We start from the raw sequence: 13,043 nt of genomic DNA, 5'->3' as shown, positions 1-13,043 counted from the left end.
AGTTATGCGAACAGCACTCGCCAAAAAACAATTTCGACGAGTGCTGCATGCACTATTTATTGCATCAGAAACTTTTCAAGAAACTGACGGGTTCGCGGTTGCTGCGGATGCGTGAATAAGGATTTAGCTGGCCCCTGCTCCACTATCCTTCCTTGATCCATAAATATCGCCCGATCGGCAACGTCGCGCGCAAAGCTCATTTCATGCGTCACAATCACCATGGTGCGTTTTTCCTGCGCCAGTTGGCGGATGGTATTAAGTACCTCACCAACCAGTTCAGGATCAAGCGCGGAGGTAGGCTCATCAAACAGAATCACCTCAGGTCGCATCGCCAACGCCCGGGCAATAGCCACGCGCTGCTGCTGCCCGCCGGACAAACGCCGCGGATAGCTGGTTTCTTTACCAGCTAACCCGACTTTCGCCAGCAGTTCGCGCGCTCGGGCTGTCGCTTCGGCTTTCGGTTCGCCTTTAACAATCACCGGACCTTCAATAATGTTTTCCAGCACCGTGCGATGCGGGAACAAATTAAAGTTCTGGAACACAAAGCCCACGTGCTGGCGCAACTGACGAATCAGACCTTTCTGCTGAGTTAACGAACGCGCGGTATCAATGGTAATCTCACCCACCTTAATGGTGCCCGCCTCCGGTTGCTCCAGCAAATTAATGCTGCGCAGCAGCGTAGTTTTACCCGAACCGCTCGGCCCGATAATCGCCACAACCTCACCGGGTTTGACGTCAAGATCGATCCCATGCAGCACCGTTTGCCCATGGAATTTTTTGACCAGGTTTCTGACTTCGATAGCACTCATTTCGGCTCTCTCTCCTGGCGATTCAGTTGCTCTTCAAAATAGTTTTGCAGTGCAGAAAGCACCGTCGCCATCACCCAATAAATCAACGAGGCTGCCAGATACATCGTGAATACCTCCAGCGTACGCGAGGTAATCAACTGCGCCTGACGGAACAGTTCCGGTACCTGAATAGTCGCGGCCAGAGAGGTGTCTTTCACCAGGCTGATAAAGCTGTTACTCAGCGGTGGGAGCGCAACCCGCGCAGCCTGCGGCAGGATTGCCCGGCGCATGGTTTGCCACCGCGTCATACCAATACTGGCACCCGCTTCCCACTGCCCTTTGTCGATGGAGGAGATTGCCGCACGCAGCGTTTCCGCAGCGTAGGCCGCCGTATTAAGCGATAAGCCAATCATCGCCGCCGGAATCGGATCAAGCTCAATACCAAACTGCGGCAGACCGTAATAGATCATGAACAGCTGGGCAATCAACGGCGTTCCGCGAAAGATAGAGATATAAAAGCGCGCCAGCCAGCGCACAGGCAGCAGCGGCGACAGACGCATCAGCGCCAGGATAAACCCCAGCACGAGACCAAAGAACATCCCACCGATACTCAGTTGCAGCGTAAACACTGCGCCCTTGAGCAGATACGGCAGAGAATCAATCACCAGTTGGATACTTTCATGCATTAGCGTTTTTCTACCTGGTCGTTACACGTGAGGATGGTAGGCAAACAGCGCAGGCGCCCCACCAGTATGAATAAAGAGAATTGGCCCTTCATCTTTGAAGCGCTTCTGGCTAATGCCATCAATCAGACCCGCCATCGCCTTGCCGGTATACACCGGATCCAACAAAATGCCTTCCAGACGCGCCAGCAGTTTTACCGCCTCCATGCCCTCTTCGTTTGGCGTACCGTAGCCCGGCGCATAATAATCGTCCCATAACTGGATTTCCGCTGAGGCCGTCAGTTCCAGCTCCCGGGCAATATCCTGCTGCAGTGCAACAACTTTGGGCTTTTGATCCGCCACGCTGCGTGAGACGGTCACGCCGATGAGTTCGACGTCTGGCATCAATTGCTCCAGGCCCACGGCCAGTCCGGCGTGCGTACCCGCACTACCCGAGGCCACCACTACGGAAGAGAGCGCGACGGCCCCTTCACACTGTTGGGCAATTTCCAGCGCGCTTTCCACATAGCCCAGCGCACCCAGTGCATTGGAACCCCCAACCGGGATCACATACGGGCGGAACCCTTGCGCTTCAATCCGCGTCGCCAGATCCTGCAGCTGTGCATTCGGGTCGGTCAGCGCATCGCACATTTCAATCTGTGTATTAAACAGATCCAGCAGCAGACGGTTGCCATTGGTGAGATAGTTTTCGGCAGTGGTGCCTATCGGATTTTCCAACAGCGCCACGCAGTGCAGGCCAAGCTTAGCGGCGACCGCCGCCGTCTGGCGAACATGGTTAGACTGAATCGCACCCGCGGTTATCAGCGTATCCGCGCCTTCACGCAGCGCGTCTGCGGCCAGAAACTCCAGCTTACGCAGCTTATTGCCGCCCATAGCCATCGGCGTGACGTCATCGCGTTTAATGAAAATATCGCGCCCGAGGTAATCTGAGAGGCGCGGAAGATATTCGAGTGGCGTTGGCGCGCCAATAAATTCCAGACGTGGAAAGCGCGTTAAATTATGCAGCGGCATACAGCCTCCGGTATTCGTTGTTGTGATGTTCTTTTATTATGCACGTTCAGGCGCAATGAAATAAAAAAAGGCGCTGTTAAAGGCGCCTTTTTTCATCAGATGACGATTATTTCGTCACATCTGCTCCAAACCATTTTTCAGACAGGGCTTTCAGCGAACCGTCTTTCTGCATTTCAGCAATGGCTGCATCCACCGCTTTCAGCAGATCTTCATTGCCTTTACGCAGCGCCACGCCGGACTCCTGGCGGGAGAATGCTTCACCGGTAACGGCCAGCGTATCCTTGGTTTTTTTCACCAGATCCAGCGCGGCCAGACGGTCAACCAGGATGGCGTCGATACGACCTACACGCAGATCCTGATATTTGGTCGGGTCATCATCATAGGTACGAATATCCACGCCCTGTACGTTCTGGCGCAGCCACTCTTCATAGTTGGTTCCCAGACCCACGCCGACTTTTTTACCTTTCAGATCGGCAGCAGTCTTAATAACGCCTTCATTGCCTTTCTTCACCAGCGCCTGGATACCAGAGACCGTATACGGGGTAGAGAAATCGTATTTTTTCTTACGATCATCAGAGATAGTCACCTGGTTGATGACCACGTCAATGCGTTTGGAATCAAGAGAAGCCAGCATACCGTCCCATTTGGTCGGCTTCAGCGTGGCTTTCACTCCGAGATGCTTGGCCAGTTCCTCGGCAAACTCCACTTCGAAACCGGTCAGCTTGCCGTCATCGCCCTGAAAACTAAACGGGGGATAGGTCCCTTCCAGGCCCACCAGCAGCGTGCCGCGCTCTTTAACTTTATTTAACAGACCTTCATCTGCATAAGTCTTCACGCTCATTCCGGCGACAAGTGCAACAGCCATTACACCCATCAGAGCCTGACGTCCCAGAAGTGCTAATTTCATAGTTACCCCGAATATTGTCATTAGTGACTATCATTTATGACTACAGTGTAAAGCGTTTGCCGTGATCCACAAACACGACTCTGTTACACCTTATTCGTTTTTAATATATATCAGAACTGGCTGTCCAGGAGGATTTCTGCATATGTCCCATATGCGTATGGGCTTTAAACTGCTCATACTTACGCAAGGCGATGCGGTAATTGTTGGTGCTGGTTTCCGGCAGCCACGGGGCAAGGTTTTCGTCGAGAAACCCTTCCTGCAGCAGATCGTGAGAGATATTTTGTTCGGTCAGATGATTCCCGAGGCGACGCAAGCGCACAACGTATTCGCGAACCGTGCCGTGACTCATTTCGGTCTGCTCGAATAAAAATTGCTTGAAGCCGATAATGTCAAAAAAGTCGCTCTGCTCTTTGCAGTGCAAATCACCACAAAAACGACACAGCGCCACCCACTCTTTTTTCTCCTGTTCCCACTCTGCTTCATTCAGCAACGTGTCCAGTCGGGCGATGGCGATTTTATTCACAATTTGCCCGCGACGAACCAGCGTGATCCTGTCGAGCAACTTAAAGCAATGGGCGCAATGCGTCTGGCTGTGTTTGAAATCTTTGAGGTAGCGGCTTAGGGGCCGTCTTTTTGATTGCTGCACCGTCATGAGAACTCCTGGTAGTCAATTCGTAATGCGGCATTGTTCAGGGGTAATGGTGTACCCCTATAGCTTACCCAGCTTGGTGCGTAGACGTTTGATGGCCTGACTGTGCAACTGGCTAACCCGTGACTCCCCCACTTCCAGTACCGCGCCAATCTCTTTCAGATTCAGCTCTTCCTGGTAGTACAGCGTTAACACCAGCTTTTCGCGTTCCGGCAACGCTTCGATCGCGTCCATCACGCGCTGGCGGAGGTTACCCTCAAGTAGCTGCTGTAACGGGTTTTCCTGCTGATGTTCTTCCGTCACCAGCTCAATACTATCGCCATGCTCTTCCCGCCACTCGTCGTAGGAGAAGAGTTGGCTATTATTGGTATCAAGCAACATCTGACGATACTCTTGCACAGGAATAGCCAGACGCTCCGCCACTTCGGTTTCCGTCGCGTTACGCCCTAATTCCTGCTCCAGTTGCCCCATCGCCTGTGCCACTTCGCGAGCATTGCGCCGAACGCTACGCGGCACCCAATCCCGGCTACGTAGTTCGTCCAGCATCGCTCCACGAATACGCTGCACTGCGTAAGTGGTAAATGCCGTTCCTTGCAAAGCGTCATATCGGTCGACTGCATTCAATAACCCGATGCCGCCCGCTTGTAGCAGGTCATCCAGTTCTACGCTCGCCGGCAAACGCACCTGAAGGCGCAATGCTTCGTGACGCACCAACGGTACATAACGCTGCCACAGCGAGTGTTTATCCATTACACCTTCAGCGGTATACAGTGAATTCACGATAAACAGCCCTGCGTTAAATGAGTTATCGGCATGATTATCCGTTTCTGCAGGGGTTTTAATCGGGTGAATAGTGGGTGAAATGAGGGGTTATTTGGGGGTTACGGGTAAAGCTGAATGTAAAAAACCCCGCCGGAGCGGGGTTTGCGCAGTAAGCGTAAATTAACGCAGCAGAGACAGAACGTTCTGCGTGGTCTGGTTAGCCTGTGCCAGAACAGAAGTACCCGCCTGTTGCAGAATGTTTGCACGAGACATGTTGGACACTTCGGTCGCGTAGTCAGCATCTTCGATACGGCTACGAGCTTCAGACAGGTTGTTTACGGTGTTACCCAGGTTGGTGATGGTAGAGTTGAAACGGTTCTGTACCGCACCCAAGTCGGAACGCAGGTCAGCAACCTGAGCCAGCGCCGCGTCGATTTTCGCCAGCGGGCTATCGGTTTTTGCTGCTGCCACTTCGTTCAGCGCTGCACCAGATTTGAAGTCGTGACCTTTAACGCTGGAGGCCAGGTACTGTTTACCAGCAACAGTTGCAACTTCAGTTTTGCCGTTCACACCACCAAACTGCACCGCTGCCTTCTGAGAAACACCAGCAGCATCCGTATAATCAACTGTTTTAGCGGTGATAGTACCAGTTTTAGCATCGTAATCAGCAGCGTAGTATTTGCCGTTGTTTTCCAGTGCATAACCGCCATCAATTGCTTTGCCGTTTTTGTCTTCAAAAGACATTTTAACCAGCGTGGTATTACCCGCGGTAGCACCTGCAACGCCAGCACCAACTAAAGCTGTTGCTGCTGCAGTAGTGTCTGGTTTAGTAGCAGCGACATCCACAACCTGGTTCTTAGTCACTGTTTTAGTATCAGCCAGGGTTACTGTATTTTCTTTAACACCAATAGTAACGGCAGTACCAGCAACAGTAGCTTTATACATCCCGTTACCAGCAGATGAACCGGTTACGTTAACGTAATAACTGCCATCTTTTTCATTAAACTGGACAGTTGCTGTACCCGTTGCACCGGTACCACCAGTAGCGGTGTCAATATCAGCACCAGAGATCGCAGCAAAGGTATCTGTACCATCTTTATATGTAGCAGCAGTACCAACTGCAGTTGGTTTAGTGGTATAGGCATCCTGCACGCTCAGGCTATCCAGACCCAGCGTTTTGGAGTTGATTTCTTTCAGGTTGATATCGATGGTTTCACCATCGTTCGCACCGACCTGGATGGTCAGGGTGTTGTCTTTCGCCAGTACTTTCACGCCGTTGAACTGGGTCTGACCAGATACGCGGTCGATTTCGTTCAGACGCTGAGTGATTTCAGCCTGGATAGAGTCGAGGTCAGACTGGGAGTTGGTACCAGTAGAGGACTGAACCGCCAGCTCACGAACACGCTGCAGGTTGTTGTTGATTTCAGACAGAGAACCTTCAGTGGTCTGCGCGATGGAGATACCATCGTTGGCGTTACGGGACGCCTGAGTCAGGCCTTTGATGTTAGAGGTGAAGCGGTTTGCAATCGCCTGACCAGCAGCATCGTCTTTCGCGCTGTTGATACGCAGACCAGAAGACAGACGCTCGATAGCGGAGCTCAGGGAAGACTGAGATTTGTTCAGGTTATTCTGGGTCAACAGCGACAGGCTGTTAGTATTGATGACTTGTGCCATGATCTTTTCCTTATCAATTACAACTTGATGTTATTGGGCTGTTGCCCACGGTTTCTCACCGTAACCCTTGTATCGGCACCTTAATTTCGAACTTTAGAAAATTTTTACTTTCCGTCGTTTTTTTTCTTAGCCGCTGAAATACCCTCTATATGCACCACTATTCCGCGCATTATTTTTGCAAAACTATTATTAAACTTTGCGCGCAGATTGCCGATAAAGCGGTTAACTACTGTTTGCAATCACAAGGAATTAGGCATGCCTTCATTTACATCACTGGGCGTTGGTTCGAACTTACCGCTGGATACATTGCTGACAAACTTAACCACTGCTGAGAAAAAGCGTTTAACGCCGATTACTCAGCAGCAGAGCGCTAACACCTCGCGTCTGACCGCGTATGGCACGCTAAAAAGTGCATTAGAAAAATTTCAGACTGCGAATACCGCACTGAACAATGCCGATCTGTTTAAAAGCACCACTGCCACCAGCAGCACAGAAGATTTAAAAGTCAGCACCACCGCGGGCGCTGCTCCAGGGAAATACACCGTCAGCGTCACTCAACTGGCGCAGGCACAGTCATTATCGACTACGGCGAAAATTACCTCGACTAAAGAGCAGTTGGGCGATACCAGCGTCGATGAACGTACGATTACGATTTCGCAACCGGGCCGTAAAGAGCCACTGGAAATCAAATTAGGCAAAGGCGAAACCTCACTGGAAGATATTCGCGATGCCATAAATGATGCCGACAGCGGTATTTCCGCAAGTCTGGTGAAGGTTAAAGAAGACGACTATCAGTTGGTGTTAACCGCAGAAAGCGGCACTGAAAGTGAAATGACCATCTCGGTGTCCAACGACGCAAAACTGAGCGATTTACTGTCCTATGACAGCAAAGCCGGCAGCGGGAAAATGAAACAGCTGGTCGGGGCGCAAAATGCCCAATTGACGGTCAACGGCATTGATATTGAACGTCAAAGCAATACCGTAACTGACGCTCCGCAGGGCATCACGCTCGAACTGACCAAAGAAGTAAAAGATGCCTCTATCACGGTAACAAAAAGTGATGAAAAGGCCACAACGGCGATCAAGGCCTGGGTAGAAGCCTATAACTCACTGGTGGATACCTTTGGCACGCTGACGAAATATAAAGAAGTTGAACCGGGTGAAGCGGCCAGCGCCGATAACGGCGCGTTGCTGGGCGATAGCGTTCTCCGTACCATTCAAAACGGCATTCGTGCGCCATTTGCTAACAGCGGCAGCGAATCCCCGTTTAAAACCATGTCTGAGATTGGCATTACACAGGACGGTGGTACCGGCAAGTTAAAAATCGATGAAGAAAAGCTGGCTAAGGCACTGAAAGATAATACCGCTGCCACTCGCGAACTGCTGGTTGGCGATGGCAAAGAGACCGGTATTACCACTAAGATTGCCACCGAAGTAAAAAGCTATCTGGCCGATGACGGCATTATCGATAATGCGCAAGACAATATTAACGCCAACCTAAAGCTGCTGACTAAACAGTATCTGACCGTCAGCAACAGTATTGATGAAGTCGTTGCTCGTTATAAAGCCCAGTTTACCCAACTGGATTCCATGATGAGTAAGCTGAACAGCACCAGTACGTATTTGGGTCAACAATTTTCAGCGATGAATAATTCCTGATAACACGAGGTAAGCATGTATACCGCGAGCGGTACCAAAGCCTATGCACAGGTCAGCGTGGAAAGCGCCGTAATGAGCGCCAATCCACATCAGCTGATTGAAATGTTGTTTGATGGTGCGAACAGCGCCCTGGTGCGCGCTCGCCTGTTTATGCAGCAGGGTGATATCGTCGCCAAAGGTGAAGCGTTAAGTAAAGCCATCAATATTATTGATAATGGCCTGAAAGCCGGCCTGGACCACGAAAAAGGGGGAGAACTCGCCACCCATCTCTCTTCATTGTATGACTATATGGTTCGCCGCTTACTGCACGCTAATCTGAATAATGATTGTCAAGCCATTGAAGAAGTCGAAGGGTTACTCGGCAACATTGCGGATGCCTGGAAACAGATCTCACCGAACGCGTCGTCCCAGGAGTCTCGTTAATGACCTCAGCCGTGGAGTTTATCAACCGTTGGCAGCGCATCGCGCTACTCAGTCACTCGCTGCTGGAACTGGCGCAGCGCGGTGAATGGGACCTTTTACTGGAACAGGAAGTTACCTATCTGCAAAGTATTGAAGTGGTCATGGAAGAGCAAACTCCACCAGGCATTACGCGAAGTATTCAGGATTTAGTGGCCGGGTACATTAAACAGACGCTGGACAACGAACAACTGCTCAAAACATTGTTGCAGCAGCGTCTGGATGAACTCAGCAATCTCATCGGTCAGTCGACGCGCCAAAAGACGCTAAATAACGCTTATGGCCGTCTTTCCGGCATGCTGTTAGTTCCCGACGCCCCCACTGCCCCACAATAATTTCCCGTCTCGTCTGAATAATCTTCCATACTCCAGAGGTCGGCCAAACGACTTCTGGAGCACGGAAGATGAAAAATCCCACGTTATTGCAGTATTTTCACTGGTATTACCCCGAGGGCGGTCAACTCTGGCCCGAACTTGCCGAACGCGCAGGTGGACTCAATGACATCGGCATCAATATGGTGTGGTTACCTCCCGCTTATAAAGGCGCATCCGGCGGCTATTCCGTTGGCTACGACTCCTACGATCTGTTTGATCTGGGCGAATTCGACCAAAAGGGAACCATCGCTACCAAATATGGCGATAAAAACCAGCTGCTGGCGGCGATAGACGCGCTAAAACACAATGATATTGCCGTACTGCTCGACGTGGTGGTTAACCACAAAATGGGCGCAGATGAAAAAGAGCATATTCGTGTCCAGCGGGTTAACGCCGAGGATCGCACGCAAATAGACGATGAGATCGTCGAATGCGAAGGCTGGACGCGCTACACCTTCCCTGCCCGCGCAGGCCAGTACTCGCAATTCATTTGGGATTTTAAATGCTTCAGCGGTATTGACCATATCGAAAATCCAACCGAAGACGGCATTTTTAAAATCGTAAACGACTACACCGGCGAAGGCTGGAACGATCAGGTTGATGATGAGTTGGGTAATTTTGATTATCTGATGGGCGAAAACATCGATTTTCGCAATCACGCGGTCACCGAAGAGATCAAATACTGGGCGCGTTGGGTGATGGAGCAAACCCAGTGTGACGGCTTTCGTTTAGATGCCGTGAAACATATTCCGGCATGGTTTTATAAAGAGTGGATTGAGCACGTGCAGGAAGTCGCCCCCAAGCCGCTGTTTATCGTCGCGGAATACTGGTCGCATGAAGTCGACAAGCTGCAAACCTACATTAATCAGGTGGAGGGGAAAACCATGTTATTCGACGCCCCTTTACAGATGAAATTCCACGAAGCCTCTCGTCAGGGACGCGATTACGACATGAGTCAGATTTTCACCGACACCCTGGTGGAAGCCGATCCGTTTCATGCCGTCACCCTGGTGGCCAATCACGACACTCAGCCCTTGCAGGCGCTGGAAGCCCCTGTCGAACCGTGGTTTAAGCCGCTGGCCTATGCGCTGATCCTGTTGCGCGAAAACGGCGTACCGTCAGTGTTTTATCCTGACCTCTACGGGGCGCATTACGAAGACACCGGCGGCGATGGCGAAACCTATCCTATCGACATGCCGATCATTGAACAGCTTGATGAACTGATCCTCGCGCGCCAGCGCTTCGCGCACGGCGTACAGACGCTCTTTTTCGATCACCCTAACTGTATCGCTTTTAGCCGCAGCGGAACGGACGAGGATCCCGGCTGTGTGGTTGTTCTGTCTAACGGCGATGACGGGGAAAAGACCATCAATCTCGGTGCGAATTACGGGAATAAAACCTGGCGCGACTATCTGGGAAATCGCGAAGAAAGCGTGGTCACCGATGAGAACGGTGAAGCGACGTTTTATTGTAACGGCGGTAGCGTCAGCGTGTGGGTGATTGAAGACGTGTTGTAAAATTCAACCCCGGTGGCCGGTGGCTACCGGGGCGTATAGCTTATGGCAGTGGCGTGGCCAGCGGCGTTTTCTTTAACGCGTCAGCACATTCCTGCGTCGGGCGGTCGACCCGCTGCAGCGTCATACCGTCATATTCCAGCGTATTGCCTTCACGCTCAATCTCATACAGCTCGCGTTTCACTGTCACGTTGGTGAGATCGCCAGAGATCATCGTCAGTTTCCCCGGCAGCGCGATCACTCGCTGCCACTGGCGACAATCCAGCGTGTCGCCCTCTTTTGTTACCACCAGGCTGGCAATCGCTTCCGGGCTCACCAGACTGCGTTGCGGACCTTTTGACTGCCAGTATCCTTCCAGACCGGCTGGCGCTGGCGTTTTCACCACGTCGTTATAATTTTCTACTTCGGCGCATCCGGTAAGCGCCAGAAATACAGCAACGATTGCTAATTTTTTCATCATTCATCCTGCATGCGAAGAAAATGGGATTGTGGCATTAAAGGCCTGATGTCGCCAGCCTTTCGGCAGGGTTGAGAAAGATTGATCCAGACGGTGTTACCTCTTATTACTCATAGTCAAAAATTCTGATCGGTGTAGTATCCACACTTCTTGTTACATACCTTCTGAGTTCAGAGGCACAACGCATGTCATGGCAACACTTCAAACAGGCCTGGTTAATTAAATTTTGGGCCCCCGCCCCTGCGGTCATCGCAGCGGGTATTCTCTCTACCTACTATTTCGGCATTACGGGAACCTTCTGGGCCGTTACCGGCGAATTCACTCGCTGGGGTGGTCAAATCCTGCAACTGTTTGGCGTTCACGCCGAAGAATGGGGATACTACAAGCTGATCCATCTCGAAGGCTCACCCCTGACCCGCATTGACGGCATGATGATCCTCGGTATGTTCGGTGGCTGTTTTGCTGCCGCGCTGTGGGCAAACAACGTCAAATTACGCATGCCGCGCAGTCGGGTGCGCATTATGCAGGCGATCGTCGGCGGGATGATTGCCGGATTCGGCGCTCGGCTGGCAATGGGCTGTAACCTGGCCGCTTTCTTCACCGGTATTCCACAGTTCTCGCTACACGCCTGGTTTTTCGCCCTGGCAACGGCTATTGGCTCATGGTTTGGCGCACGCTTTACCCTGCTGCCGATGTTTCGTATTCCGGTCAAAATGCAGAAAGTCTCCGCCGCTTCTCCGTTAACGCAAAAGCCAGATCAGGCCCGTCGCCGCTTCCGCCTCGGCATGCTGGTTTTTATCGCCATGATCGGCTGGGCGCTCCTCACTGCAATGGATAAACCCAAACTTGGTTTGGCCATGCTGTTCGGCGTCGGGTTCGGGCTGCTGATTGAACGGGCGCAAATCTGCTTCACCTCCGCCTTCCGCGATCTGTGGATTTCCGGTCGCACCCATATGGCGAAAGCGATCATCTTCGGGATGGCGGTCAGCGCCATTGGTATCTTTAGCTACGTGCAACTGGGCGTCGAGCCTAAAATCATGTGGGCAGGTCCGAATGCGGTGATCGGCGGCTTGCTGTTCGGCTTCGGCATTGTTCTGGCGGGCGGGTGTGAAACGGGCTGGATGTACCGCGCCGTTGAAGGCCAGGTGCATTACTGGTGGGTGGGTCTGGGCAACGTTATTGGCTCGACCATTCTGGCCTACTACTGGGATGATTTTGCCCCCGCGCTTGCTACCAATTGGGACAAAGTGAATCTGCTGAACACCTTCGGTCCGCTCGGTGGCCTGCTGGTAACCTATCTGCTGTTATTTACCGCGCTGATGCTCATCATCGGCTGGGAAAAACGCTTCTTCCGTCGCGCTGGGCTAACGCCTGCCAAGGAGTCTGTATGAAAAATATCGTGCCTGATTATCGCCTCGATATGGTCGGCGAGCCGTGTCCGTATCCGGCTGTCGCCACACTGGAAGCGATGCCGCAATTGAAGAAAGGTGAGATTCTGGAAGTGGTGAGCGATTGCCCGCAGTCAATCAACAATATTCCACTGGATGCGCGTAATCACGGCTACACGGTGCTGGATATTCAGCAGGATGGTCCAACGATTCGTTATTTAATTCAGAAGTAATGCGATTCTCCCGTTGCCCAACGCAGCGGGAGAATGTTCGGCTTGCTACACCTGCATCGACATCACTTCCTGATACGCCGACACCAGTTTGTTGCGCACCTGGATCCCCATCTGCATCGATACCGACGCTTTTTGCATATCGGTCATCACATCGTTCAGCGCAATACCCGGTTCACCGAGGGTAAATTTCTCAGCCTGCACACGGGATGCGGTTTGTACATCACTGATCCTGTCTAACGCCGCATGCAGTTGACCGGCAAAGCTCACGGTCGGTTGTGGCTGCATATCCTGCATTTTTGCTGACATCGCCGTGGTCTGTAGCTGGCTGATGACCCCTTCAATCCCCTGTATTGCCGACATTCTGATCCCCTGGATAATTTTTTACGTAGTTGAGATTACCAGTTAGTCAATAAGATAAAGGCGTTAAATAACGATAAAAAACCACGGTTTTTAACGCATAGAAAAATTCGAAACCGCAAATAATG

General features: G+C 51.8%; 15 protein-coding genes. 6 read left to right on the top strand and 9 right to left on the bottom strand.

The features are described 5' to 3' along the window. Positions 1–56 precede the first annotated feature (56 nt). From tcyN to ABIE10_RS00525, 7 genes are all read right to left on the bottom strand, one after another. Positions 57–809 carry an L-cystine ABC transporter ATP-binding protein TcyN gene (gene tcyN, locus ABIE10_RS00555; RefSeq protein ID WP_003030477.1) on the bottom strand — a complete coding sequence of 251 codons (753 nt, stop codon included), beginning with the start codon at positions 807–809 and terminating at the stop codon, positions 57–59. Continuing rightward, entirely contained in the window at positions 806–1,474 is a 669-nt protein-coding gene (gene tcyL, locus ABIE10_RS00550; RefSeq protein WP_003030474.1) for a cystine ABC transporter permease, read from the bottom strand. The genes tcyN and tcyL overlap by 4 nt, the downstream gene beginning before the upstream one ends. A gap of 21 nt (positions 1,475–1,495) precedes the next feature. Next, positions 1,496–2,482: a D-cysteine desulfhydrase gene (dcyD, locus tag ABIE10_RS00545; protein WP_316147380.1), complete on the bottom strand. Its 987-nt coding sequence runs from the start codon at positions 2,480–2,482 to the stop codon at positions 1,496–1,498. Positions 2,483–2,588: 106 nt separating this feature from the next. Then, entirely contained in the window at positions 2,589–3,389 is an 801-nt protein-coding gene (gene tcyJ / locus ABIE10_RS00540) for a cystine ABC transporter substrate-binding protein (RefSeq protein WP_016156835.1), read from the bottom strand. A 100-nt stretch (positions 3,390–3,489) separates the two neighbouring features. Next, a complete protein-coding gene (fliZ, locus tag ABIE10_RS00535) occupies positions 3,490–4,041 on the bottom strand; it encodes a flagella biosynthesis regulatory protein FliZ (RefSeq protein ID WP_016153478.1) in 552 nt (183 codons plus the stop codon). Positions 4,042–4,098: 57 nt separating this feature from the next. Then, complete coding sequence (fliA, locus tag ABIE10_RS00530) at positions 4,099–4,818, bottom strand: RNA polymerase sigma factor FliA (protein ID WP_016153479.1); 720 nt, start codon at positions 4,816–4,818, stop codon at positions 4,099–4,101. 162 nt (positions 4,819–4,980) lie between these two features. Next, a complete protein-coding gene (locus ABIE10_RS00525) occupies positions 4,981–6,474 on the bottom strand; it encodes a FliC/FljB family flagellin (protein WP_200107938.1) in 1,494 nt (497 codons plus the stop codon). A gap of 255 nt (positions 6,475–6,729) precedes the next feature. Here ABIE10_RS00525 and fliD point away from each other — a divergent pair, with 255 nt between their 5' ends. From fliD to amyA, 4 genes are all read left to right on the top strand, one after another. Next, positions 6,730–8,133, top strand: a complete 1,404-nt coding sequence (fliD, locus tag ABIE10_RS00520; protein WP_287108944.1) for a flagellar filament capping protein FliD — start codon at positions 6,730–6,732, stop codon at positions 8,131–8,133. Between the two features lie 15 nt (positions 8,134–8,148). Further along, complete coding sequence (fliS, locus tag ABIE10_RS00515) at positions 8,149–8,556, top strand: flagellar export chaperone FliS (RefSeq protein WP_043016778.1); 408 nt, start codon at positions 8,149–8,151, stop codon at positions 8,554–8,556. Next, positions 8,556–8,927: a flagella biosynthesis regulatory protein FliT gene (fliT, locus tag ABIE10_RS00510; protein ID WP_003030458.1), complete on the top strand. Its 372-nt coding sequence runs from the start codon at positions 8,556–8,558 to the stop codon at positions 8,925–8,927. The genes fliS and fliT overlap by 1 nt, the downstream gene beginning before the upstream one ends. Before the next feature lie 68 nt (positions 8,928–8,995). Continuing rightward, positions 8,996–10,483 carry an alpha-amylase gene (amyA, locus tag ABIE10_RS00505; protein WP_049269548.1) on the top strand — a complete coding sequence of 496 codons (1,488 nt, stop codon included), beginning with the start codon at positions 8,996–8,998 and terminating at the stop codon, positions 10,481–10,483. 40 nt (positions 10,484–10,523) lie between these two features. Here amyA and yedD read toward each other — a convergent pair whose 3' ends face one another. Continuing rightward, positions 10,524–10,937, bottom strand: coding sequence for a lipoprotein YedD (gene yedD, locus ABIE10_RS00500; RefSeq protein WP_016153484.1), 414 nt, complete (start codon positions 10,935–10,937; stop codon positions 10,524–10,526). A 164-nt stretch (positions 10,938–11,101) separates the two neighbouring features. Here yedD and yedE point away from each other — a divergent pair, with 164 nt between their 5' ends. Both yedE and yedF read left to right on the top strand, forming a co-directional pair. Next, a complete protein-coding gene (yedE, locus tag ABIE10_RS00495; RefSeq protein ID WP_225622987.1) occupies positions 11,102–12,328 on the top strand; it encodes a selenium metabolism membrane protein YedE/FdhT in 1,227 nt (408 codons plus the stop codon). Then, a complete protein-coding gene (yedF, locus tag ABIE10_RS00490) occupies positions 12,325–12,558 on the top strand; it encodes a sulfurtransferase-like selenium metabolism protein YedF (RefSeq protein ID WP_000790504.1) in 234 nt (77 codons plus the stop codon). The genes yedE and yedF overlap by 4 nt, the downstream gene beginning before the upstream one ends. A 45-nt stretch (positions 12,559–12,603) precedes the next feature. On the opposite strand, the gene fliE is transcribed toward yedF, so the two are convergent. Next, positions 12,604–12,918 carry a flagellar hook-basal body complex protein FliE gene (gene fliE, locus ABIE10_RS00485; protein WP_016153486.1) on the bottom strand — a complete coding sequence of 105 codons (315 nt, stop codon included), beginning with the start codon at positions 12,916–12,918 and terminating at the stop codon, positions 12,604–12,606. Positions 12,919–13,043: the final 125 nt, after the last annotated feature.

The organism is Citrobacter sp. 506 (assembly GCF_050434985.1).
GTDB lineage: Bacteria > Pseudomonadota > Gammaproteobacteria > Enterobacterales > Enterobacteriaceae > Citrobacter > Citrobacter braakii.
This window is presented reverse-complemented; position numbering and strand designations above follow the sequence as displayed.